The 24,574-nt window shown below is 58.2% G+C and carries 22 protein-coding genes; 8 read left to right on the forward strand and 14 right to left on the reverse strand.

Annotated elements, in window-relative coordinates; genetic code table 11:
• Window positions 1–9: 9 nt before the first annotated feature.
• On the forward strand, window positions 10–1,530 hold the full coding sequence (locus tag M2Q46_RS17575) for an MFS transporter (RefSeq protein WP_021447148.1): 1,521 nt from the start codon (window positions 10–12) through the stop codon (window positions 1,528–1,530).
• A gap of 222 nt (window positions 1,531–1,752) precedes the next feature.
• Entirely contained in the window at window positions 1,753–2,730 is a 978-nt protein-coding gene (locus M2Q46_RS17580; RefSeq protein ID WP_035269381.1) for a tripartite tricarboxylate transporter substrate binding protein BugD, read from the forward strand.
• Between the two features lie 214 nt (window positions 2,731–2,944).
• Here M2Q46_RS17580 and M2Q46_RS17585 read toward each other — a convergent pair whose 3' ends face one another.
• On the reverse strand, window positions 2,945–4,210 hold the full coding sequence (locus M2Q46_RS17585; protein WP_302357743.1) for a GTP-binding protein: 1,266 nt from the start codon (window positions 4,208–4,210) through the stop codon (window positions 2,945–2,947).
• A 34-nt stretch (window positions 4,211–4,244) separates the two neighbouring features.
• On the reverse strand, window positions 4,245–5,171 hold the full coding sequence (locus M2Q46_RS17590; RefSeq protein WP_035269388.1) for a DMT family transporter: 927 nt from the start codon (window positions 5,169–5,171) through the stop codon (window positions 4,245–4,247).
• A 206-nt stretch (window positions 5,172–5,377) separates the two neighbouring features.
• Here M2Q46_RS17590 and M2Q46_RS17595 point away from each other — a divergent pair, with 206 nt between their 5' ends.
• The 3 genes from M2Q46_RS17595 to M2Q46_RS17605 are packed head-to-tail and all read left to right on the forward strand — an operon-like array spanning window position 5,378 to window position 7,896.
• Window positions 5,378–6,106, forward strand: a complete 729-nt coding sequence (locus M2Q46_RS17595; protein WP_026483950.1) for a GntR family transcriptional regulator — start codon at window positions 5,378–5,380, stop codon at window positions 6,104–6,106.
• A 49-nt stretch (window positions 6,107–6,155) separates the two neighbouring features.
• Complete coding sequence (locus M2Q46_RS17600; protein ID WP_302357745.1) at window positions 6,156–7,124, forward strand: tripartite tricarboxylate transporter substrate binding protein; 969 nt, start codon at window positions 6,156–6,158, stop codon at window positions 7,122–7,124.
• 16 nt (window positions 7,125–7,140) lie between these two features.
• Entirely contained in the window at window positions 7,141–7,896 is a 756-nt protein-coding gene (locus M2Q46_RS17605) for an arylmalonate decarboxylase (RefSeq protein ID WP_115634701.1), read from the forward strand.
• 388 nt (window positions 7,897–8,284) lie between these two features.
• On the opposite strand, the gene M2Q46_RS17610 is transcribed toward M2Q46_RS17605, so the two are convergent.
• The 11 genes from M2Q46_RS17610 to argE form a co-directional block, all read right to left on the reverse strand.
• Window positions 8,285–9,073: an enoyl-CoA hydratase/isomerase family protein gene (locus M2Q46_RS17610; protein WP_254002499.1), complete on the reverse strand. Its 789-nt coding sequence runs from the start codon at window positions 9,071–9,073 to the stop codon at window positions 8,285–8,287.
• Between the two features lie 27 nt (window positions 9,074–9,100).
• Complete coding sequence (locus tag M2Q46_RS17615; RefSeq protein ID WP_009461466.1) at window positions 9,101–9,868, reverse strand: GntR family transcriptional regulator; 768 nt, start codon at window positions 9,866–9,868, stop codon at window positions 9,101–9,103.
• Between the two features lie 12 nt (window positions 9,869–9,880).
• The gene (locus M2Q46_RS17620) at window positions 9,881–10,681 is read right to left on the reverse strand and encodes an alpha/beta fold hydrolase (RefSeq protein WP_115634699.1); all 801 of its coding nucleotides are present in this window, start codon (window positions 10,679–10,681) and stop codon (window positions 9,881–9,883) included.
• Between the two features lie 2 nt (window positions 10,682–10,683).
• Window positions 10,684–11,055, reverse strand: coding sequence for a hypothetical protein (locus M2Q46_RS17625; RefSeq protein WP_083055149.1), 372 nt, complete (start codon window positions 11,053–11,055; stop codon window positions 10,684–10,686).
• Entirely contained in the window at window positions 11,055–12,572 is a 1,518-nt protein-coding gene (locus M2Q46_RS17630; RefSeq protein WP_060186769.1) for a class I adenylate-forming enzyme family protein, read from the reverse strand. Before M2Q46_RS17630 ends, M2Q46_RS17625 begins: the two co-directional genes overlap by 1 nt.
• Window positions 12,565–14,172: an ATP-binding cassette domain-containing protein gene (locus M2Q46_RS17635; protein ID WP_302357750.1), complete on the reverse strand. Its 1,608-nt coding sequence runs from the start codon at window positions 14,170–14,172 to the stop codon at window positions 12,565–12,567. The genes M2Q46_RS17630 and M2Q46_RS17635 overlap by 8 nt, the downstream gene beginning before the upstream one ends.
• On the reverse strand, window positions 14,169–15,149 hold the full coding sequence (locus M2Q46_RS17640) for a branched-chain amino acid ABC transporter permease (RefSeq protein WP_021447157.1): 981 nt from the start codon (window positions 15,147–15,149) through the stop codon (window positions 14,169–14,171). Before M2Q46_RS17640 ends, M2Q46_RS17635 begins: the two co-directional genes overlap by 4 nt.
• Window positions 15,146–15,991, reverse strand: coding sequence for a branched-chain amino acid ABC transporter permease (locus M2Q46_RS17645; protein ID WP_021447158.1), 846 nt, complete (start codon window positions 15,989–15,991; stop codon window positions 15,146–15,148). The genes M2Q46_RS17640 and M2Q46_RS17645 overlap by 4 nt, the downstream gene beginning before the upstream one ends.
• Before the next feature lie 79 nt (window positions 15,992–16,070).
• Entirely contained in the window at window positions 16,071–17,228 is a 1,158-nt protein-coding gene (locus M2Q46_RS17650; RefSeq protein WP_009461449.1) for an ABC transporter substrate-binding protein, read from the reverse strand.
• A 323-nt stretch (window positions 17,229–17,551) separates the two neighbouring features.
• On the reverse strand, window positions 17,552–18,745 hold the full coding sequence (locus M2Q46_RS17655) for a pyridoxal phosphate-dependent aminotransferase (RefSeq protein WP_302357752.1): 1,194 nt from the start codon (window positions 18,743–18,745) through the stop codon (window positions 17,552–17,554).
• 58 nt (window positions 18,746–18,803) lie between these two features.
• The gene (gene argE / locus M2Q46_RS17660) at window positions 18,804–19,973 is read right to left on the reverse strand and encodes an acetylornithine deacetylase (RefSeq protein WP_060186772.1); all 1,170 of its coding nucleotides are present in this window, start codon (window positions 19,971–19,973) and stop codon (window positions 18,804–18,806) included.
• A 257-nt stretch (window positions 19,974–20,230) separates the two neighbouring features.
• On the opposite strand from argE, the gene M2Q46_RS17665 reads away from it, so the two are divergent.
• From M2Q46_RS17665 to M2Q46_RS17675, 3 genes are all read left to right on the forward strand, one after another.
• On the forward strand, window positions 20,231–21,589 hold the full coding sequence (locus tag M2Q46_RS17665; RefSeq protein WP_060186773.1) for an MFS transporter: 1,359 nt from the start codon (window positions 20,231–20,233) through the stop codon (window positions 21,587–21,589).
• The gene (locus M2Q46_RS17670; RefSeq protein WP_302357753.1) at window positions 21,586–22,683 is read left to right on the forward strand and encodes a porin; all 1,098 of its coding nucleotides are present in this window, start codon (window positions 21,586–21,588) and stop codon (window positions 22,681–22,683) included. Before M2Q46_RS17665 ends, M2Q46_RS17670 begins: the two co-directional genes overlap by 4 nt.
• Window positions 22,684–22,751: 68 nt before the next feature.
• Window positions 22,752–23,453 carry a GntR family transcriptional regulator gene (locus M2Q46_RS17675; protein ID WP_052159255.1) on the forward strand — a complete coding sequence of 234 codons (702 nt, stop codon included), beginning with the start codon at window positions 22,752–22,754 and terminating at the stop codon, window positions 23,451–23,453.
• On the opposite strand, the gene M2Q46_RS17680 is transcribed toward M2Q46_RS17675, so the two are convergent.
• Window positions 23,448–24,530, reverse strand: coding sequence for a TRAP transporter substrate-binding protein (locus M2Q46_RS17680; RefSeq protein ID WP_035269413.1), 1,083 nt, complete (start codon window positions 24,528–24,530; stop codon window positions 23,448–23,450). The genes M2Q46_RS17675 and M2Q46_RS17680 overlap by 6 nt on opposite strands.
• Window positions 24,531–24,574: the final 44 nt, after the last annotated feature.

Raw genomic sequence — 24,574 nt, forward strand, 5'->3', positions numbered from 1 at the left:
TTGCGCCGTATGGGCGATACGTACTTTCGCACTACAAACTACCATTTCACCGATCTGGACCCTCAGGCACAGGCCGCTTATGTAGACTCGCTGGCTGGACAAGCCCGGGCCAACAGCGCCTGTTTACGCTTCGATGTATTGCGCAAAGACCAGCCCCCAGGACAATGGGTGCTGCATGAAAGCTGGCGAGACTCCCAAAGCTGCAAGGACTTTCACGCCAGCGCCCCCGCTCGGACCCTGCAAAAAGCACGGGTCGAACAGAACCTGAACCATCCAGCCCAGCAAAAGGCTGCTGACAAGCCTGCGGCTGCGCGCCCGGCGTGCAAGAAGAGCAAGTGGGACCCCTACGTGTGGATCAGTATCGCCATGTGTATCGGGGTGATGGGCACAGCCCTGGCCAGCCCGCTATACCCGCTGTATCAGGACCGCTGGGACCTGAACGCCAGTCACATTACCCAACTGTACGTGGCCTATATGGCCGCTGGTTTGACGGGCCTGCTGTTTCTGGGCCGCTTGAGCGACATGAAAGGCTTTATGCCCGTGCTGCGTACCGGCCTGATTCTGGTGACCAGCGGCGTAACCCTGTCCGCCTTTGCCTGGGATGTAGGCAGCTTTGTGTTCAGCCGCATCATGATCGGGATGGCTTCCAGCATGATTGTGACTTCAGCCTCCATCGGCCTGGGGCAATTTAACCGGGGCGGAGACGTGCAACGCGCTGCCGCTACCACCTCACTGATGCTGGCCTTTGGTTTTGGCCTGGGCCCGGTCGTAGGCGGCCTGATTGCACAGTGGGTACCGAACCCGCTGTTCTCCAGCTATATCCCCTCCATGGCCCTGGGTGTGCTGGCCATCTATGCCCTGTTTCAGATCAAGCCCATTGCCAGCAAACAGCCGGTACCGCAAAAGACCAACTGGCGCACCTGGATGCCGCGCCTGACACTGCCCGCCACCCATCTGCGCCGCCCCTATCTGATTGGCTGTTTGTCCGCCTGTTGCGCCTTTGCCATGTTCAGCCTGTTCGCCTCTCTGGCGCCCAGCTTCATGGCGCAAATGGTGCCTTGGCACGGCCCGGCCACCAGCGGCTTTTCCATCGGGATTATTCTGTTCCTGTCCTCGGGCTTCCAGCTGCTGATCCGCCGCTGGCCCGCCAAGCGCAGCGTCATCGTGGGCCTGCTGTCCTTTACCCTGGCCTGTATCGCCTTGCTGATCAATCTGTGGGCCAGTTCCTCGTTGTTATTCATCCTGTGCGTGCTGCTGACCGCCTTTGGCCACGGCCTGTGCATGTACGGCGGCATGTCTATCGTGCAGCGTGTCTCGCCCCCGCATCAGCGTGCCGGTCTGACGTCTACCTACCTGATCACCGGCTATCTGGGTGCCATCCTGCCTATTTTGGGTCTGGGCTGGCTGGCCGACCATTTGGGTCTGGACCAGGGCCTGATGATCTTCTGCAGTCTGATCGCCACCGCCGCACTGACTGTTTCCATCATCGCCTATCTGACGCCGGTACTGCATAAACCGGCCTCTGCCTGAGCAGGCACCTTGGCAAGCCACAAGCTCTGGCTGTGGCTTGCTCGCCATGCGAGCCCCCGTATATTCCCCTAGTCCATTCAGGCCCCTTACTAGGGTTAGACCTGAAAAAGAAACACGTCCACCCTCAGTAGAATAAAGCCACTCCTGCAACGCTTCGCAGCACAGAGCGACCGGACCCAAGTATCTCCCAAAAGAATAAGTAATCCTTATCAAGGAGGCATTATGGCTGTTGCATTAAACAAGCTGTTTGTCAGTCTGGGCGCGGCCTTGGCCTGCTCGGTTACCGCACAGGCAGCCGGTTATCCGGACCACCCCATCAATATGGTGGTGCCTTTTGCGGCGGGCGGTCCCACGGACAACGTGGCACGCGCTCTGGCCGAAGCCATGCGCCCAGTTCTGGGTGAAACCATTGTGGTGGAAAACAAAGGCGGGGCAGGTGGCTCCATTGGCACTTCCCAGGTCGCCCGCGCCAAGCCGGATGGCTACAACATACTGCTGATGCACATCGGCTTTTCCACCGCCCCTTCGCTATACAAAAAGCCCGGCTATGACGCCATCAACGGCATGTCTCCCATCGGCCTGGTCGTTGACGTTCCCATGACCATCATTGCCCGTGAGGACTTCCCACCCAACAACATTCAGGAGCTGGTGCAGTACCTGAAGGACAACCAGGACAAGGTTTCCCTGGCCAACGCCGGGATTGGCGCGGCCAGCCACCTGTGCGGCACCATGTTCACCGAGGCACTGGGTATTGAACTGCTGACCGTGCCCTACAAAGGCACCGCCCCGGCCATCGCGGATTTGATGGGCAAGCAGGTGGACATCATGTGTGACCAAACCACCAACACCACCCAGCAAATCAAATCCGGCAAGGTGAAGGTCTATGCTGTCACCAGCCGCGAGCGCGTCCCGACCTTCCCGGACGTCCCCACCATGGAGGAATCCGGCTTCAAGGACTTTGAAGTAGGCATCTGGCACGGCATGTGGGCACCGAAAGATACACCCCAGCCTGTCGTGGATACCCTGGTAAAAGCGCTTCAAGCCGGTATGGCCGACAAGGACTTCCAAAGCCGCATGGCCACCCTGGGCGCAACGGTCATGGACAAAGAAGCCAACCCGGCTGCCTTGCAAGCCAAGGTGGAGCAACAAGTGCCCCAGTGGGCCGCCCTGTTCAAGAAAGTGGGCGTAGAGCCCCAATAAAACCTGTTAGCCCAAAGGCTTTTGAAAAGGACGCTTAGGCGTCCTTTTTTTCGGCTTTGGGGTGCTGTCTGCCGCAGCGGTGGATAGCCTGTTCGGATGACCAAGAGACAACGCTCCATCAAGCTCCCGGCGACTCAAGAAAATCCGATCAAGAAAGGCTCGAAGTCAACGACTAGAGAAAATCCGGCCAAGAGAGGCTCGGACTCTGCGAGTATCAATCCGTCTTTCGAACCGCCGTATCCAAAGCCTGCAACCGCGCCCAAAGCTCCTGGAAATCCAGATCATGTGTGATCACTACCATGCGCCCTTGTTGATCCGGCCAGGGCCACTGCGGCACGGCCTGCCAAGGATAGGACTGATGCTGCACGGCATGAATCACCTGCGGCTGGTCCATGCCCTGCACGGGCAGAACAGCTTTAAGGCGCAATAGGCGAGGGCCTGCCCACTGGCACAGATCCGACAACCAGGATTGCAGTTTGTCGGCGGGCAGAGCTTGGGGGAACAGGGCGCTTAACGAGTAGATGGAATCTCCATGGCGGGAAACATCAGGCAAGCCGACCGCGGACTCGTTGGAGCTTGCTCCATGCAGGTGAGTAGACTCAAGGCTGCTGGGCTGACTGCTGCTGTTGCTGTTGCTGTTGCTGTTGCTGTTGCTGTTGCTGTTGCTGTTGCCAGCCAGGGTACCCGTGCCGTGGCTATGGCTATGGCTATGGCTATGGCTATGGCTATGGCTATGGCTATGCACATGATCGTGATCGTGATCGTGATCGTGATCGTGATCGTGATCGCCAGTATCTTGCCCCAATGCCTCGAACGCTTCCAAGCTCCAGGCCCGTCCTTGCCCCGCTTGCTCACCCAAGCCCAACAAACTGGGCGCAACAGGCTGCGATACCGCCAGAATCTGCTGCTGCGCCAAAGGATTCAAACCACGCACGTATTCACGCAGTACCGTTTCCGCCACGGCATCCACCCGATCACGCTTGCTGAACAGCAGCAAATCAGCCACAGCCACCTGTCGTTGCGCTTCGGCATGGCGCGCCAGCGTTTCCAGCCCATGTTCCAGATCCACCACCGTCACCACACCCGCCAGGCTGTACTTCCCGGTCAGTTGCGGATCGCTTAACAAGGTATGCAAGATAGGGGCAGGATTGGCCAGCCCGGTCGTTTCAATCAGAACCCGTCGAAACTGTCTCTGGCCTGCCCGCGAAAAACGCCAGGTAATGTCGCGCAAGGTCTGTACCAGATCGCGCCGTATGGTGCAGCACAAGCAACCACTGCCCATAGCCTCGATCACATTTTCCTGGCTATGCGCCACCAGATGATGGTCCAGCGCCGTCTGCCCAAACTCATTGATGATGACCAGCGTGTCGGCCATCTGCGCTTCTTGCAAAGCGCGGTTCAACAAGGTGGTCTTGCCACTGCCTAAGAACCCAGTCAGCAAGGTGACCGAAATAGGCGCAGATTTGGCACCCGTTTTCATATTCCTGCTGCCTGTAAAAAGAGAGCACTCATGCTCAACGGACGCGTTTACGCAATTGATTGAGCCAGCTATAAGCACTGACCAGCGTAATACCCATCAGCACCAGCAAGGCTCCGGTGACAAAGCGCGGCTCGATCGTTTCACCCAGCAAAAACGCCCCGAACAGAACCCCGAACAAGGGAGTGGCAAAGGAGAACACCCCCAGCCGCGACGCCTGATACTGACGCAGCAACCAGAACCACACCAGAAAGCTCAAGAACGCCACCACCACAGACTGGAACACCAGGCTGGCGCCCAACAAGCCTGACCAATGAATATCGGTTTGCCCGGTCACGACAGCGGCCACCATCAAAATCACAAAAGCGCTGAACAGCTGATACAGCAAAGCTTCCGAGGGCGGGACGGCAGACAGGCGCGTGCTACGAATCAGCACGGTGGTAAAGCCCCACAAGGCTCCGGCGGCCAAGGCCATCAAATCCCCGATCAACATGCGACCCAGATTGGCCCCGTCCATACTGGCCGGCCCCAGAAAGGTAATGGCAATGCCCGCCACCGCCAGCCCGATCCCCACCCATTGCAAACGGGCCAAACGCTCGGACGGCAAGAGAATATGCAGGCCCAAAGCCGCAAACACAGGAGCGGTATATAAAAACACCACCACGTGCGCTGCCGAGGTAAAGCGCAGGCTCTCACCCAGCAGCAAATACTCCAGCGCAAACAGCAAGCCGGCCATCAGCCCCGGCTTCCAGGCCCCTTCTGTAAAGGCCAGCTTGTGCGTGCGCACCAGAACCAGCAAAGCCACCAACACACAAGCCACACCCGAGCGCAAACCGATCTGAAAAATAGGCGCCATGTCATTGGCCGTGGCCTTGAGCAAAATCTGCTGAAAGCTCCAGATCAGGCACAGGACCAGCATGGCGCCGCTGGCCAATGCATCCAGCGGTTTACGTTCTTCGCTCATGGTTTTTTTATCCGAAAAATAGCGTGCTTTCCTCTATGACCGAACGGGGCCAGAGGGGGCGCAAAAAATGATTATCCGTGAAATTTCTCCGAATCAAAACGGGGCAAAACTTTCTTTACCCTCGGATAAGCCTTAATTGATATATCAAAAACCCCTCCCTAGAATCATTTAAGCCTAAAAAACAGGAAAAGGCTTGGGAGACAGACATGACGCTTAGTAATACCGACCGGGTACGAATCGAACTGGAGCACCGCATTGCCAGCGGTGATCTGCCGCCGGGCAGCGCCATTGATGAATCCTTGCTGTGCACTTTTTTCCGGGTTTCACGCACCCCGGTACGCGAAGCCTTGTTGCAGTTGGCAGCCACCGGACAAGTGCGCATTGCCCCCCGAGCCGGTATTTTTGTCACCCAGCACACGATTGAAGAGCTGGAAGAAATGCTGGAAACCCTGGCCCTGCTGGAAGGCGCCTGTACCCAGCTGGCGGCCTACCGCATCAGCAATGCCCAGATTCGCGAACTGGAGCGTTTGCAAAAGCGCGGTGCCAAGGCCCTGCAAGAAAAAAGCCTGGCTGATTACGCCACGTACAACGCCGAATTGCACGCCCTGATTCACAGCATTGCCGGAAATACCTTCATGGTGCAGCAAATTGAACACCTGCGCCGTCTGACCAACCCTTACCGCCACCGCCATCTGGATCAGGAAAACCGCATGGAGCAGTCCTGGCATGAACATCAGGCACTGACCCAGGCACTGGCCCAACGCGACGGCCCCAGCGCCATGCAAGCCGCGGCCAGCCATGTGCTGTCCGGAGCCGAATCCCTGCGCCGTGTCGCCCAGGCCCATCCTGAAAAATGGGAGTTCGACAAGCGCGAGCGCTATAGCTGGCTAAACGCCCAGCTCAACCCTTTAGCCGGGTTTTATATGCGGCACTGAATTAATAATTAGCTAAAAAAACTACCACTCATACCGAGGAGACTTTCTCATGTTTGCAAGCCGTTTCACACGGCGTGCGCTGGCTGCGCTCGCCCTGACATTAAGCCCTGTGGCCGCTTTACACGCTGCCGAACCCATTCGCCTTGTCGTGGGTTTTGCCCCCGGCGGCGGGGTCGACACCCTGGCCCGCGTCACCGCTCAGGCGCTAAGCAAGGAGCTGGACCGCACCGTGATTGTGGAAAACAAATCCGGCGCAGGCGGCACCATTTCTGCCGACTACGTATCCAAATCCCAGGCCGATGGCAACACGCTGCTGTTTGCCGATACCTCCTTGCTGGTCGCCCCATATATTTACCCGGCTCTGCGCTACGACTTGCAACGTGACTTCGCCCCTATCGGTATGGTGGGCCAGTCTGATCTGGCGCTGGCCGTTCCGGGCGACAGCCCTGTCAAAACCGTGGCCGAATTGATCGAGGCCATTCGCAAAGCGCCCCCTCAAACAGAAACCTTCGCCTCGGTGGGCGTAGGCTCGGTGCACCATCTGGGCGGTGAACTGTTCGCCTTGCAGACCAAAACCGAACTGGTGCACGTTCCTTACCGCGGTGGCGCTCCCGCCAGTCAGGCTCTGGCCTCCGGTGAAGTGTCCATGTCCTTTGCCAGCCTGGCTTCCTCGATCGGCCTGGCCAACTCCGGCCGCATTCGTCTGCTGGCCACCTTGTCCGAGCGCCGCTTCCCCGGCATGCCCGATCTGCCCAGCGTCTCGGAAACCATTCCTGGCTATAGCGTGACACCGTCACTGTTCATGCTGGCCCCACAAAACGTGGACCCGGCTTTGATCGCCACCGTCAGCAAGGCCTTGGAAAACAGCATGCAGCAAAAGCAAGTACAGGATGCCTTCCTGGCCCAAGGCTCGGTAGCCGGTTATCAAGATGCCCAGGCCACCGAAAAATGGCTGGGTGAAGAAACAGAACGCAGGGCCAATGTCATCAAGACCGCCCAACTCGACTTTAAACAATGAAATAAGCAGCTAAGTTATGACGACTGACAACTCTGGCGCCCAGCGCCCCGTACTTGGCCTGATCGTGCCGCCAGCCGCCGGTCTGGTGCCTCCGGAAGGTCCGGAAATGTACCCGGAAATCGATTTCATCGCCCAAGGTCTGGCGCTCAGTTCGGTGGACAAGGAAGGCTATGACCAGGTTATCGACCAGGTGGTGGAAGCAGCCCAGAAACTGGCTGCCCGTGGCGCCCAGGCCGTGTCCCTGATGGGAACATCGCTGAGCTTTTACCGCGGCTCGGACTTTAACGAAGAGCTGGTGGCACGTCTGCGCGAATCCACCGGCTTGCCATGCTCCACCATGAGCCATGCCATCTTGCGCGGTCTGCGTGTCAGCGGCATCGAACGGGTAGCGGTGGCCTCGTCCTATATTGATGACGTAAACCAGCGCCTGGTCCGATTTCTGGACCAGAACCAGATCCAGGCCGTCTGCGCCTATGGACTGGGCGTTAATGACGTCACGGCCATGTCGAAAATCAGCACGCAGGAGCTGGTAGACCTGTGTCTGAAGACGTGGGACATCGCCCAAGAGCAGGCCCCCGGTCAGGCACAAGGTTTGCTGCTGTCTTGCGGCGGCCTGGTGTCGCTGGAAGCCGTGCGTCAGGTCGAGGACAAGCTGGGCGTCACTGTTGTGTCCAGCTCGCCTGCTGGCTTCTGGGATCTGGTGGCGACGGCTGGGCTGGATTTATTTCCGCAAGGGATGGGACGACTGGCACAAGAGCGTCAAACCGCCTGATCCCTTGATGTAGAAGCCCCTTGTCCGCAAACGCGGATAGGGGCACGTAACACGCTATTTGCGGACACTAACGCCAGGCAGATTGTGCCGCCCCACAGGCCGACGTGACCTGTTTGGCATCAAAACAAGGCAAAGGGCTGTCTCACCAAGGCTCGGGCTGGGCCACGTCCAGCTTATGTTGCTCATCGTACGTAGTCATGCCCCCCCAAAGGTTGGAGCAGTCTCCAACTTCTGGGGGGCAAGCCAAGCTGGGTGTGGGACTTATTGTTCAGACCTCTGCAACATCAAAAGCGATGCGCCCGCAGCGCACTCAAGCGCGGCACGACAAAATACCTTCTCCCGCCCTGGTCGCCGGTCCGCTGACCGCCCCCAAGCAGAGCCGTTTTATCTAGGCTCGACCAGCGGACAAAAACCCCGCACGCGCCTGGGCTCCCTCTACGCTGTCGCGACACACCAGCGCCTGATCAGCATCCATATAAATACCCAATCGGTTCATGGCATTGGCGACCTGATTCACCGACTCCTTGGTCATGCGGATAATCGCCGCAGGCGACTCCGACGCCCGCTTGGCCAAAGACTGCGCGACTGTCACGGCCTGACCGGGTTCGCAGACCTCATCCAGCAGACCCCAGTCCAGCGCCTGTTCAGCACCGAAGCGTTCGGCCAGCAAGATGGCACGTTTGGTGCGAGCGGCACCCAGCATGTTCACCATGCGTGGAATGGCACCCCAGCCCATGTTCAGGCCCACCTTGGCTTCAGGTAGATACAGAAAGGATGACTGCGATGCCACACGCCAATCACACGCCAGCGCCAGAGCAACCGAACCACCCACGGCTGCGCCTTCAATGGCGGCAATGGTCAGCTGTGGCAGTTCTTCCCACAAACGGCACAAACGCGCACCACGCTGGGCCACATCACGGCGCTCCAGCAAGCCAGCCTGTTCATCGTTCCACTTTTGCGGGTCTTTCAGATCAATCCCGGCCGAGAAAATATCCTTGGCCCCGGTCAGCACCACGGTATGAATCTCCAGCGACAAGGCCAGATCCTGCGCCACTTGCGTCAGGGCCAGCAAAGTGTCCTGATCAATAGCATTACGGTTCACGCCGCGATCAAAGCGCACCAGCGCATGGTCGCCCGTCACCTTGACCGTCACACTGCGGCCATATTTGCGTTTCATGAATGTCTCCCCAAAGGTTCGGAAAAATCAGCTCTGCGAGCGATGGCTCCCATCACTGCGCGACAGGCGCGTGACGTAGCGGAATTCATAAGGTGGGTAAAAGCTGACCGCCACTTCCATGACCTTGCCCGCCAGATTGCGGAAGGTACGGATAATCAGCAGCGCCGGGTCGGAGTCCTCGTAGCCCAGAAAGCGGGCAACATGCGGGGGAAAGCGCGAGGCGGAGATTTCCATCTCGATCGTTTCCACCACTTCGCCACAGTGCTCCTCCAGCAGCGGGTACACACCGCCAGGCTGGGTCGAAATCAGGTCAGCCACCGCCTGGTATTCCTTGCGCAGATAAATATCTGTCCAGGAAATGCCGCGCTTGCTGCCCGGCACACTGCGGTAGGTTTCCACCTTCACCCAATCTGCCGGCTCACCGTCCAGCGCGGTTTCAGGTGGCTGCTTATCCACACAGACCGCCTTTTTATGCACGTGCAGATCGGTAAATTCCAGATAGCGCTGCAACTGGTCCGTGGTATCCAGCGCCAGGCCAAATTGCGGCTTGGGATGCTGGCGTATCACGGTGGTACCGGCACGGCGACGCCGCTCGATCAAACCCAGATCAGTCAGCTTGCGTATGGCTTCACGCGCCGTGTGCCGACCGACCCCGTACATCTCGCAAAGCTCCATCTCGGTGGGCAGCTTGGAGCCGACGGGGTAATGGCCCGAACGGATCAGCTCCAACAAGCGATCGCTCATGTTCTGATACAGGGTTGGCTTGGCGCTGGACTGGGATTCGGTGTTTGCCATACGGTTTTCAGCTTAAAGAGACAGGCGGCGCATCGCAGCCAGGGTGTCGCGGGTGAACTGCTCAGGACATTCACTTTGGGGAAAATGCCCGATGCCCGGCCATTCTATATATTCCACCGGAACTTTGCCTTCTCGCAGCAAGCGTTCGACCTCTCTGGCGGACTCTGGCGGCACGGACCAATCCTCGCTGCCTTCCACGATCACCACCGGGCAGCGGATATCGTCCAGAATCTGTTCCATGCGAAAACCACCAAAAGCGCAGATATCCGCAAAGGCCACCGCCGGAATGCAACGACGGGCATCCGTCACCACTTCCAGCGCACGGGCCGGGTCGGACAGGGTGCCCATCAAGGTGCGGAAGGTCACTTCAAACCAGTCTCCCGGATTGATACGCGCCATCTCCAGAATGCGCGGGTTATAGCCGGAAGATTTCACTACGTTCACCGAAGCGCCATCGACCAGCACCAGGCCACGAATACGCTCGGGCGCCATGGCAGCGGCCTGGGCGACAACACCCCCGCCCATGGAGTGTCCCATCAAGACCGGATTCTGGATACCTGCCGCATCCAGAAATTGCAGCAGATACTGAGCGTTTTGCGGGGTGACAGTATGAGGGCCACCCAATGGCATGCCGCTCTTGCCGTGACCGGGTAAATCCAGCGCATACACCGTGTAAAAGGGCGCAAAGTGGTCCAGCACATATTGCCAGGACAGACTGTCCTGACTGGCGCCGTGCACCATCACCAAGGCCGGACCGGAACCAGCCAGATCGTAATAGGCGCGGATACCATCCGCGGTTGTCACATAAGGCATGCTCAGACCTCCAGCTCGCCCGTCAGACGGGTCAGGGCGTACAACAACATCCAGTTCTGCACGCAGGCGCGCAAATCGCCTCCCACAACCAGACGGTGCTGACGCACCAAGCGGTTAAATGGAAAGCCCTGGGCCAGATCCGCAAAAGCAGCACTATCGCCTTCCAGCCAGAACGGCACCTCGCGCGGGCCGGTGCCCGCCCGCACATCCTGTTCTGACACGGCCAGCCAACTATGCTCGCCGGTGTCGGTATTGCGCAGCGCCACGCAAACATCGGCCAGGACACTATGCTGCCGTACAAAATCATCGGCGCGGGCGCGCTTGGCCCAGGCAGCCAGCACGGCAGGGTCAAACAGAGATAAAGACGTCAGCATCAGACATACCTTTGTCGAAGAAGGAACTTCTGCACTTTGCCCGACGAGGACTGGGGCAGGGAATCCACAATAAAGATGCGTTTGGGTACTTTAAAGCCGGACAGTTTTTCCCGGCAAAACTCGCGCAGCACTTCCACATCCGGCTCACGACCATTGGCGGGCACAATCGCAGCAACCAGCTCTTCGCCCCAATACTCGTGGGGCAGGCCAAAGGCGGCGGCCTCGCGCACATCGGTGTGGCTGGCCAGACAGTTTTCCACTTCCAGCGCGGCCACGTTCTCGCCACCTGTCTTGATCATATCTTTGCTGCGGCCCATGAAATAGGCAAAGCCTTCATCGTCCACCCGAATCAAATCGCCCGTGTGCAGCCAGCCATCGGCATCCAGCACCTGGGCGGTCAGCTCGGGCTGCCGCCAATAGCCTTTGAACACAGTCGGGCCACGCACCTGCATTTCACCCGGCCCGCGCTGATCAGGCAGCACCTTGCCATCGGCATCAACCAGCCGATACTGCACATGCCGCCACAGGTAGCCGATGGAACCGGGATGCTCCAGAATCTCCTGCGTGTAGCGATTCTTGATGGTGGTGACACAGCTTTCCGTCATGCCAAAGCCCCAGCTGAATTCAGCATTGGGAAACACGGTTCGGATCAAGTCCTGACGCCACTGGCCCAAAGGCGCAGCCGCAGTTTGCACAAACTGGGCACCGGGCAGGGACAGCTCTTTAAACTCAGGGTGATCGGTCAAGCCTACCCACATAGCCGACAACAGGAACACATGCGTAGGCTGGTACAGACGCAGCGCGTCCATGACGGCATCGGCCTCGAAACGCGGCACCACGTGCAAGCTGCCACCGGCATACAGAATGGGGCCATTCACCACCCCGAAGCCGCCAATGTGAAACAAGGGTGTCGCCAGCAAGGAGCGGCTGTTGGCATCAATGCCTAGCTCCATGATGTAGTTCACCGCATTGGCCGACAAATTGCCGTGTGTCAGCATGGCCCCCTTGGGTGCCGAAGTCGTGCCCGAGGTGTACATGATGATGGCTACATCCTCATCCCCTACACGTCCAAAGCGGTGCTGCACCGGATCATCCGCACGGTGATCGGGCAAGGCCTCAGGCAAATGCTCCAGCCACTGCACGGCACTGTTCAAACCACCTTCGGACTCGATCTGCTCGCGCAAGGGACGGTAGGCCGGGTCCACAATGCACACCGTGGGCTGGGCATCGTCCAGCAAGTAGCGCAATTCAGCAGCACCGTAACGGGTGTTCACTGGCACCAAAGCAAAACCGCCTACGGCTGTGGCATGCAGCAAGGCCAGATAGTCGATGGAATTGGGCGTCATGATGGCCACCCGATCCCCCGGCTGTACGCCCAAACCTTTCAAATAAGCCGACAAGGCGCGCGCACGAGCGCAGAACTGGCCAAAGGACAAGGCCTGGCGCTCGTCCGAGACCGCTACCTTGTCGGGGTAGCGCTCGGCATTGAACATGGCGACCTGGTAAATATTAGGCATGATGCGAAGCCTCTGCGGCGTGGCCCAGATAGGCTGCTGCAATTTGTGGGTTATTCATGATGTCTTTGCTGTCGCCCGCCAGACTCAAGCGCCCGGTTTCCAGCACCACAGCATGGTTCGACAACTTCAGCGCCAGGCGAGCGTTCTGCTCCACCAGCACAATCGTGGTGCCGTCCTGGCTGATCTGACGAATTGCACGGGCCACTTCCAAGGTGACCGCCGGGGCCAGACCCAGGGAGGGTTCATCCAGCAAGAGCAGGCGGGGCCGGGACATCAGGGCACGGCCAATCGCACACATTTGCTGCTCGCCACCCGAGAGGTGGCGACCCTGGCTTTGCTCGCGCTCCAGCAGACGCGGGAAGTAGCCATAAATACGTTCCAGATCCACCGTAATGTCGACCTGATCGCGACGCAGATACGCCCCCATCAAGAGGTTCTCGCGTACCGTCAGTTCCGGGAACAGGCGACGGCCTTCAGGCGACAGCGCGATGCCCAGATTTACACGGCGTTCTGCGCTCAGGTTCTGGATAGGCTGGCCTTCCAACAGGATTTCTCCCCCAGCAACCGGCACCAGACCGCTAATGGCTTTCATCAGGGTCGATTTACCCGCTCCATTGGCTCCGATCACGGCGCACACACTGGCTTCTTCCACCGCAAAACTGACCTTGTCCAAGGCCCGTACTGCGCCATAGGACACGCTCAAGTCCTTGATTTCCAGCATGGGCACAGGCTTGCTGACCTTGGCAGCTCCCTGACCAGCTGTAGAGACCGAAGCCGAATGTCCCGTCCCGTTTTGCGCAGCGCGGACCTCCACGGCTGGTTCCAGACCAGGTTCCTTGTCCAGATCCGCACCCAGATAGGCTTCAATCACCCGCGGGTCCTGCCGCACTTGTGCGGTCGGGCCTTCGGCCAGCAAACGACCGTTAACCAGCACCACCAGCTTTTGGCACAGGCGCATCACCAGGCCCATATCGTGCTCGACCACCACCACATCAATGCCACTGGCGTGGATGCGTTCAATCAGGTCGGCCATAGCCACGGTTTCCACCGGGTTCAGGCCAGCAGCGGGCTCATCCATTAAAAGAAGGCGGGGCATGGCTGTCAGGGCCATACCCACACCCAAAATCTTCTGTAAGCCATAGGCCAGCGAATCGGCCTGCTCATCGGCTACAGACTCCAGGCCAATCAAGGCCAAGGCTTGTTCTGCCTGTCGCGCGGCCTCTTCGCGGCCACGACGCACACCCCAAGGGTTGAACAACGACCAGGGCGAAGGAAACTGACGGAACAGAGCCGCGCGATACAGGTTTTCAAATACCGTGTGGCCTGCAAATACATGCGTCATCTGGAAGGTACGCACCAGGCCCTGGCGCGCCAAGGACGCGGCCGGGCGACCCGTAATCGCGGCACCATCCATGGTGACAGCACCCGCGCTGGGCTTGGTCGTACCGGCAATCAGATTGAACAGCGTGGTTTTACCGGCGCCGTTGGGGCCGATCACGCCGGTAATCTGACCGGGAGCCGTGCTGAAGGACACCTCGTCCACCGCGCGGATCCCACCAAAATGTCGGCTAAGACCCTGAACATTCAATTGCACGCTCATGCTGCCTCCTTGCGCGCGCCGCGCCACTTACGCCACAGACCCGCCAAACCTTGCGGCATGAACAAGAGCAGCAAAATCAAAGTCAGGCCATAGATCAGGCGCTGATACTGCTGCAAGTCGCGCAGCAACTCGGGCAGGGGGATCAGGATTGCGGCCCCCACCACGGCACCAGCCAGGGCACCCACACCGCCCAGCACATTCATGATGACGGCATTCACCGCTGTCCAGAAACCGAAGGAATCAGGCGAGATATAGCCTTGGTAGTGGGCATACAAGCTGCCTGTCCAGCCGGCAATCAGGGCGCTAAGGACAAACACACTGACCCGAAAGCGCAGCACATTCAAACCACCGGAACGCACCAATTGCTCGTTCTGATGCAGGGAGTCCGCCACCATGCCCCATTCGCGGCGGTACAGGGCCCGCAGCACGAAATACACCACCAAGGCAAAGCTGACCGTCACCAGATAAACGCCGTAACGCCCTTCAGGAATCGGCAAGCTGGCTTGCAGGGCCGGAATCTGGCCAAAGCCGTTATTGCCGCCAAACAGTTCGTGGAACTCGATAAAGCACAGCACCACGGCTTCGCCCAGGGCGAAGGTCAAGAGCGCGAAATGCACACCCTTGATACGCATAAAAATGGGACCGGTGATCACAGCTAATGCTGCCGTCAGCACTCCGGCGCCCAAAAACGCGGCTGGAAAGGACCAGCCATAATCTCGACTCAAAATGGCCGAGGCATACGCCCCCAGCCCGAACAAGGCACCATGCGCCAGCGAAAGCTGGCCGATGCGCAAAACCAGATTCATGCTCATGGCCAGGCAGGCGTACAGCGACACCATGATGGCCAGATGCAGGGCAAAGCGAGGCTGTCCGGCCCACACGGGCCAGCCCAGCAGCACCGCGACCACAACGGCATGCCAGACCCATTGCAGGGCGCCATCACGCGGATAGAAAGAAGCAGTTTTGATCGCGCTCATGACGATTTCCCCATCAAACCGCTGGGTTTGACCAGCAACACGGCCATCACGATCAGGAAGGACAACATGGTGGCCACGGTCGCGTTATAGAAGGTGGACGCCACGGCCTCGGTAACACTCAGAATCAGGGCGGCAACCACCGCACCGGGCAAGCTGCCCAGACCACCCAGAACCACAATAATGAAGGCTTTCACCACCACGGCTTCGCCCATATAGGGGTGCACGGTGTAGACCGGCGCCATCAGGGCGCCCGACAAACCGGCCAGGCCGCAGCTCAAGGCAAAGGTGAAGGCCATGATCTTCCAGGAGCTGACGCCTTGCAGACGTGCCACTTCCCGGTCCTGCGCCACCGCACGTATCGTCATGCCGATACGGGTGCGCTCAATCAGAAAATAGAAGGCGGCCAGCGCCAGCACACTCATGCCTACGATCAGCAATTGATCCTTGGCGAAAAAGGCTTGGCCAATTTGCCATGCACCTTCCACCGGACGGCGTACCGATTGCTCGTCCACCGAGAACAGCAGCGAGATCCCCGCCTGCAAGGTAATCGCCAAAGCCAGGGACATGATCATGCCGCCCATCTCGTCGCCCACAAAGCGACGGAACAGGCCGCGTTCAGCCAGTAAGCCCAGAAACCCCACCAGCACGGCAGCGGCCGCGATAGAGGGCAGGTAGGGCCAGCCAAACTGACCATAAAACACATACATGGCGTAAGCGCCCAGCATGTAGAACTCGCCGTGAGCGAAGTTCACCACCCGCAAGATGCCAAACACCAGCGTGAAACCCAGGGCAACCAGGGCGTACACGAACGTGGACATCAGGGCGATGATGGCGATTTGCATTGCGATCTGCATAATTGCTAACCGTATCAAGGTGCACTCCACCGCCGTGGCGGAGTGCGTACTGAAACAAAACCGGTAATTAGCGGGCGTCGAACTTGTTGATGACCTTGGCCTTGCCGCCCTCGATCACACCCAGGTAGGCCGGGGTGGCGATCTGGTGGTTCACGCCATAGACATCCTTTCCGCCCCACACAATCGCGCCTTGAATACCGTCAAAGCTGCTATTGGCTTCAATGCGGGCACGCACGGCATCGGTATCGTCCACGGTGCCAGCTTCGTTAATGGCCTTGAACAGCAGGCGGGTGGCATCGTAGAAGTAGAAAACGAAGTCATCCATGCTGTTGCTGTGGACCTTGGCGTAAGCCTGGCTCAGCTTCTGGTACGGTTCGCTGGACGGATCGGCAGACAAATACACCAAGGTTCCTTCCGCATTGTCCGCACCGGCAGACTTCACGGTTTCAGCCACGTTATTGCCACCAAACTTGGTGAACTGGCCTTTGAAGCCCATTTCACGTGCCTGACGTATCACAATACCGGCCGGGCCAGGCGGCACGGTGTCCAGTTCGATGAAGTCCACGTTCTTGGCCAGAATGCTGGTCAGCAAGGTGCGGAAATCGTTTTGCGAGCGCTCGAAGAACTTGGTTTCAGCCACGTCGTAACCGGCGTCCTTATAGGCAGCGGTCTGGATCTTTTGTGTGCTCCAGCCAGTCGCATCGTTAGGCGACAGGATCGCCAGACGCTTCAGCTCGGGGCGTTCCTGCTTCAACCAGCCGATCAGCTGACGGTTGTATTCGTACTGCGTAGGCAGCACGCGGAACATGTATTGCGTGTTCGCATCCAGCACTTCGGTCGAGTAGCTGTTGGACAGCATGATGACCTTGTTGCGCTCGGTAATCGGCTTCATGGCCATGACCGAGGCCGAGCCAATAGGACCGATAATGTATTTCACTTCATCCTGATCGATCAGACGGTTGGTGGCGGTTACTGCATCCGCTGCCTTGTAGTGGTCGTCGTAGGTCAGCACTTCAACCTTGTACTTCTTGTCGCCCACTTCCAGGCCGCCGGCCTGATTGATTTCATCCACGGCGATTTTCACGCCACCATCAATAGCCAGCCCCCAGGGCGCGCCTGGACCTGTCATGCCTCCTACCACACCCAGCTTGAGCGTTTGAGCCTGCGCGCCCAGCGCGGCCACCATCCCTGCTGCTGCCAGTACACCCCGTATCCCGTTTTTCATGGACCTGCTCCTATTAATTGACCGGACATAATTGTTGTTTGATACGAACAATATAATAAGGAGCCGATACTTGTCTATGGAAATATGGATTGATAATGACCTTATAACCAGCACCAACAGGGGAATACGCCTAAATTTAAGGGAAAACACCGACGCAGTCTGTCGGTTTATTTGTACGGACTTTAATCTATATATTTATATAAAAAAATCATGGCCTGGGCATATATTTCGCTAGGTCGTCAGGGCAAAACACCCGCTGGTAGACACAAAAAGGCCGCTTTCCATGACAGAAAGCGGCCTTGAAATCTTGTCGGCTCACGCTATCAGGCGGCGGTTTGGCTGGTCTGAGCCTCCAATTGAGCAAAGAACAGTTGCAAACGATCCATGGCCTGCTCGATCTGCTCATACGAGGCAGAACCAAAACACAGGCGCAAGAAACCTTCACCTTGCGGACCGTAGAAGCTGCCTGCTTCAACCACCACGCGGGCTTCCTTTAACAAGCGCTCGGCCAGTTCCTGCGAAGGCACTCCCGTGGCGCGCACATCGGCAAAGGCATAAATCGTGCCTTCCACCTGGGCGCAACTGACATTCGCCATGGCATTCAGACGTTGCAGCATCAGGCGGCGCTTGGCGTCGTCGTCCGCAATCATCCCGCGCAAGGCTTCTTGCTGCCCAACCACCGCTTCCAGCGCGCCCGCCTGAATAAAGGTATTCACATGGGTGACATCGTTAGCGGTGATCTTCAACAAGCCGGGCATCAACCAGGCAGGCGCGGCCAGATACCCAATGCGCCAGCCATCCATGGCGTAGGACTTGGTGAAGGCAAACATGGACACGGTGCGCTCCTGCATGCCGGGCAGGGAGGCAATGCTGATGTGCTCGGCATCGTCATAGGTAATGTCTTCGTAGACTTCGTCCGAGACCACGACAAGGTCATGCTTGATGGCCAATTGCGCCAATGCTTCCAGCTCGCTGCGACGGTACACACGGCCCGTAGGATTGGCCGGATTCACCAGCACCACCATGCGGGTACGGGGCGTAATCGCCGCTTCGATAGCCTGTGCATCAATGGCAAAACCCTGTTCCTTGTTCAGCGGCACCAGCACCGGATGCGCCCCGGCCAGCTCGATTTTGCCTATATGTTGCGGGTAGTGCGGCGAGAGCAAAATCACCTCATCACCCTCGTCCAGAATGGCGAAGAAAGCGGCAAAGGAGGCGTGCGTCAGCCCATTGGTGACCAGCACATCATCCGGCCCGACATCCAGCTTGTTTTGCTTACGCAGCTTGGCGGCCAAGGCTTCACGCAAGGCGGGCACCCCACGCAGATCGCTGTAATGCACCTCGCCGCGCATCAAGGCATCGGCTGCCGCCTGCTTGATCGCCATTGGCGTATCCGCGTCCGGGCGGCCAACTTCCAGATGAATCAGGTCCGAGATATCGCCTTGCAGGCGAGCCGCCTGCTCGTACATGCCAAAGGATTTTTGGGAGGTGCCGGTAATGCGTTTTGCTAGCTTCATGAAAAAAAATTCCTTCAAAATAAGACAGGCCCCAAGACCTGCCGGAAACCATCCCGCCCTAAGCAGCCAAGGACTGGATCACCTTGCCCAGAAAGGACTCGCACGCGGCCAACTGCTCCAGGCTGACGTACTCATCGGCCTTGTGTGCCACGGTGATGGAGCCAGGCCCGCAGACAATGCTGGGGACACCGGCTTCCTGGAAAAACGAGGCTTCGGTGCCATAGGCCACACGCTGTGCGGCGGACTCACCCAGCAAAGCCAGCGCCATTTTTTTCAGCTCCTGGCTGTCTTCGTCATCCAGGGCAGGAATACTGCCCAGACACTCGAATTCAATGGCCGCGTCGCCATGACGCGCCTGCATGCGCGGCAAGACCTGCTCATAAGCAAAGCGACGCAAATTGCCGATGAAACCATCCGGGTCCACGCCAGGCAGATAGCGGTATTCAAAGGAGAACTCGCAATGGGCCGGGATAATATTCATGCCATTGCCACCGGAAATCGTGTTGGTGGAAATAGTGGAGAAAGGCACATCAAAGCCTTCAATGCGCTTGCCGACCTGGGCCTCTTCATCCGCCAGATGCTGAATGTGCGAAACCAGATTGGCGGCGTACTCGATTGCGTTCAGACCGTGTGGTGTCAAAGAGGAATGGGCGGCGCAACCTTTGACGCGGCAGCGATAAATGCGGCCGCCTTTATGGGCCGCCACAACGCGCATGCTGGTGGGTTCACCCACAATGCAGCCGCTGGGCTGGATGCCGGCTTTACGCATTTCCTCGATCAGGCCGGGAATGCCCAGACAGCCCACTTCTTCGTCGTAGCTCAAGGCCAGATGCACGGGCTCGCGCAGTGTCATGGAACCCAGGCGTTGCGCCTGCGCCATGGCCACGCCGATAAAGCCTTTCATGTCGCAAGCGCCACGGCCAAACAAGCGGCCATCACGAATCTGGGCTTCAAAAGGATCACTGGACCATACCTGCCCGTCGACCGGCACCACATCGGTGTGGCCAGACAAGACCACGCCCCCCGGCCCCTGACCGAAGGTTGCCAGCAGATTGGCTTTGGAGCGCGATTCGTTGTAATCAAAACGCACTTGTGCGCCCGCCGATTCGAGCCGGTTGGCGGCCCATTCAATCAATGCCAGATTGGAGTTTCTGCTTACCGTATCAAAGCCAATCAGGGACGAAACATGCTCGATCACCTGGGCCGAAGGGGCCTCCTGCCTGCTCATATGCCAGCTCCTTATTGCTATTATTCAAAACTGAATTCAGTTTATAGAGCGGGTATATCGCTGTCAACGAGTCTAGGTGTTTGTACTAGAAATTGGCTTTTTAATTTTTATAAATTCTTTTAATTTCAATATATTAAGTAATTTCTAACTTGTTTTATACCTATAGCACTTATTGACCATCAAGTATGAAAATGAATATATTCACAAAAAATGAGTTCAACTGAATTCACTTACTGCGATTACCAATAAGGACTATCATGAGACAACAATCGCGCCCCGCGGACCCGGCTCCCTCCAAGGCCGAGGATCTGCTTTTCGGCAAAATCCTCTGGCGGCTGATGCCCATCTTGTTCATCAGCTACATCGTTGCCTACATCGACCGCGTCAACGTGGGCTTTGCCAAGCTGCAAATGCTGCAAGACCTGAATTTTTCAGCCGAGGTCTATGGCCTGGGTTCGGGCATCTTCTTTGTGGGTTTTTTGTTGTTCGAGATCCCCAGCAACCTCTTGCTGTACCGCTTTGGTGCCCGCGCCTGGCTGACACGCATCATGGTCACCTGGGGCATCCTGTCCGTGCTGACCATGTTCGTCACCACCCCCACACAGTTCTATATCGTCCGCTTCCTGTTGGGCGTGGCGGAAGCCGGCTTTCTGCCTGGCGTGGTGTATTACCTGGCGCAATGGTTCCCCCCACAACGCCAGGGCCGCGTCATGGCGACCTTGGTTACTGCCGCTGCTGCGGGCGGCATGATCGTAGGCCCGCTCTCGGGCTGGATCATGGATGTGTTTTCAGAATCCCAACACCTGCATAACTGGCAATGGCTATTCCTCTTGCAGGGGCTGCCCGCTGTCTTTGTAGCGGCCTTGCTATGGGCGACCTTGCCCAACCGCCCTGAAGACGCCAAATGGTTGAGCCAGGAAGAAAAAACCTTGCTGCACACCCTGAACCAGGACGCGCAACGCGAGCTGCCACGCAAGGACAAAATTGCTGAAGTGCTGGGCAAACCCAATGTGTGGTGGCTGGCCTGCGTGCTCCTGTCCCTGAACCTGGGCATTTATGCGGTGATCTTCTGGACGCCCACCATCATTCAGGAAGCCGGTATCAAGAACTTGACCCACATTGGCTATATTGCCGCCTTGCCCTATGCCGCATCGGCTCTGGCCATGCTGATTCTGGGCCGCTCTTCCGACTACTTTGGGGAACGTCGCTGGCACTTGGCCATTGCCTGCGCCGGTGGTGCTATCGGCCTGCTGATGACTGCCCTGGCACCGGACCCGACCGTGCGCATTATTGGCGTCATCATCGCCACGGCCATGTTCATTGGCGGCACACCCCTGGTCTGGGCCTTGGGCGGTAATTTCATGAGTGGCCGCGCCGCCGCAACCGGCTATGCCCTGATCAATGCGGTTGCAGCCTTGGGCGGTTTATTTGGCCCCTACGCCATGGGTCTGGCACAAGAAATGAGCGGCAGCACCAGCACCGCTGTATTGACCATTGCCGGTCTGGCCGTGCTGGGTGGCTTGTGCGTCTTTGCCCTGCCATCTGCCCGCCAGCAAAACGCCCTGGATCAGGCCGCTAAATTACACGCTGTCCCCAGCAAAGGCGGTGCCCAATGATGCGCCGTCACGTCAAAACCGCTATGGCTGGCTGTGTCGGACTGGCCACGCTGATCGCCAGCTCCAGCGCCACGGCGCAAACCGGCGACAACGTCACCTTGTACGGCATTCTGGATGCGGGCCTGACCTGGATCAGCAATGCCAACGGCCCCTCCAAAACCACGCTGGATACCGGCGTCATGCAAGGCAACCGATTGGGTCTGCGTGGCTCCGAGTCGATGGGCAATGGTTTGACCGCCATCTTTCAACTGGAAAACGGCTTTTCCGTGGCGACTGGGGAAGCAGGGCAAGGCGGCGCCCTGTGGGGCCGACAAGCCTGGGTGGGCCTGAAATCCGATTATCTGGGCAGCATCAAGCTGGGCAGACAATACGATTTCTTCACCGACACCTTGCAGGCCTTTTACACCCCCACCTGGTCAGCAGGCGGCTATTCCAACAGCCCTTTGGATAACGACCGCATGAGCGGCCAGCGGGTCAATCAGTCGGTGAAATACGTGACGCCATCCTTTGCCGGTGTTGAGCTGGGTGCCATGTACGGCTTCCCGGAACGGCGCGAAGGACAGGCTCAAACCGGGCGCACCATCAGCGTTACGGCCAACTATAAAAACGGCAATTTTGCGACGGGTGCCGCTTATACCGAAGTGCAGGAAGCCAGCCTGGACATCAGCCCGCTGACCGGCGGTGGCGCGCCTCATCGCGTCGGTGGCCGTTACCTGCGCGACTGGGGCATAGGAGCAAACTACGCCTTCGACAAAGTGACCATCTACGGTGTGTTTTCACAAGCCCTGTACGTGGCTCCCGATGGCCAGCAAAAAAACCATACCTTCCGCAACTATCAGCTGGGTTTTGCCTGGCGCGCCGCACCCAATCTGGTACTGGGACCGGGCTATGGGCTGACCACCCTGGGATCGAACAAATACCATCAGCTGAACCTGACGGCCGACTACTTCCTGTCCAAGCGCACGGATATCTATACCCAGGCCATCATCCAGCACGCGCAAGGCGAGGGCGCAACGGCCAACGTGATCAGCATGCCCAGCTCCACGGGGCGTAATCAGACCTTGTTCCGGGTGGGGATACGAACCAAGTTCTAGGCACAAACCCGATCAGCGTAGCAGGGTCTGTACGATACAATCATCCATTCTTTTCTGATCGGTTTCGTATGGCGACTTCGACTGGTAAATCCACACAGGCAAGCAAGGCAGAAACGCTGGTAGACACCATTTACAGGGACACTCGCAAGCGTTTGAACGCGGGCGACTGGCACCCCGGCGACCGCCTGCTGGATTACGAATTGGCCGAGCGCTTTGGTTGCACCCGCATGCCCGTGCGCCAGGCCCTGCTACGACTGGTCAACGAAGGTTTATTGAACAGCACCACACGGGGATTTCAGGTCCCCGTGCTGACCGACGCCATGGTGCGCGACATCTTTGAGTTACGCCGCATTCTGGAGCCGGCTGCTGCCGCGCTGGCCGTCAACATCGCCGACCGCGATCAGCTCCATGCCGGTCTTAGCAAAGCCATTGATCTGGCCAAAGTGGCCATGGTGCACAAAGACGCCGCCCTGATGTTCAGCGCCAACGCCAGCTTTCGCCAAGCCTGGCTGCAATGCGTACACAACGAGCGCCTGCTGGACGCCATCGCCATGTCCGCCGACCACGCCAACCAGGTACGCTTTGCCAATACCAGCGATACCGATAACTATCAGGCCACGGTAGAGGCGCTGGAAAAGCTGGGCAAGGCCCTGACCAGCGGGGATCCGGAGTATGCGCGTACCGAGATGGTGGGATTCTTGAAGCTGGCGGAGGCTTCGTATTTCTTGCGTAGGCAGCAAATCGATTCAGCCCCCGCCTTCGGATCATAAAGACACGGACTGCATGTACTGATCAAAGCGCGCTTCCGCGAAGCGGAACCACAGCAGCTCATCCTTTTGGAACGCACGGTAATCCGCATAAATCGTTCGCCATTGCGGATTGCTTGCATTCAGTTCGGCATACAGTTCCTCGCTCGCCTTGAATGAGGCATCCAACACTTCCTTGGAGAAAGGCAGGACCTTGGCTCCCTGACCGACCAGTTCTTTCAAAGCACCTGGGTTACGGGCATCGTATTTGGCCTGCATATCCAGATGCGCATACGTGCTGGCTGCCGCGACAATATCTTTGTAGTGCTGCGACAAACCGTCATACGCTTTCTTGTTGACCAGCAGATCCAGCCCTACTGAACCTTCCCACCAGCCTGGGTAATAGTAATAGGGCGCGACCTTGTGAAAGCCCAGTCGCAAATCGTCATACGGCCCCACCCACTCGGCGGCATCAATAACGCCTTTTTCCAGTGCCTGGTACACCTCGCCACCGGCGATGTTTTGCGGAATGCCACCCAGCTTCTCGATGACTTTACCGGGCAATCCACCAATCCGAATCTTCAGGCCCCGTATGTCCTCCGGGGTATTGATCTGCTTGCGAAACCAGCCGCCCATCTGCACACCGCTGTTGCCACAGGGGAAGTTGACGATGTTGTAGTTGGCATAAAAATCACGTGTCAGCTTCAAGCCATTGCCGTGATACATCCAGGCCGTCAGCTGGCGAGAGTTCATGCCAAACGGAATGGCACAGCTCAAGGCAAACGCTTCATTCTTGCCAAAGAAATAGTAGGGCGCCGTGTGAGCCGCTTCCACCGAGTTCTGTTCCAGCGCATCGACCACACCCATGGCCGGCATCAGTTCCCCGCCCGCATGAACGGAGATATTGAACTTGCCATCGCTAAGCTCACGCACTTTCTGCGCAAAGACTTCCCCACCGCCATAAATCGTATCCAGGTGCTTGGGGAAGCTGGATGCCAGTCGCCAGCGCAAATTCTCTTGCGCCTTGACGACCGCAGGGGCCATGCCACTGGCCACAATGCCGGCCAGGCCGGTCAGTTTTAGCATTGCTCGTCGTTCCACGCTTGTGTCTCCTCGTTTTATTTATGCAAAGTCAGCAGCTTGCC

Origin of the sequence: Alcaligenes sp. YSL9, assembly GCF_030515105.1 — a bacterium.
In the GTDB taxonomy this organism is placed as follows: Bacteria; Pseudomonadota; Gammaproteobacteria; order Burkholderiales; family Burkholderiaceae_B; genus Alcaligenes; species Alcaligenes phenolicus.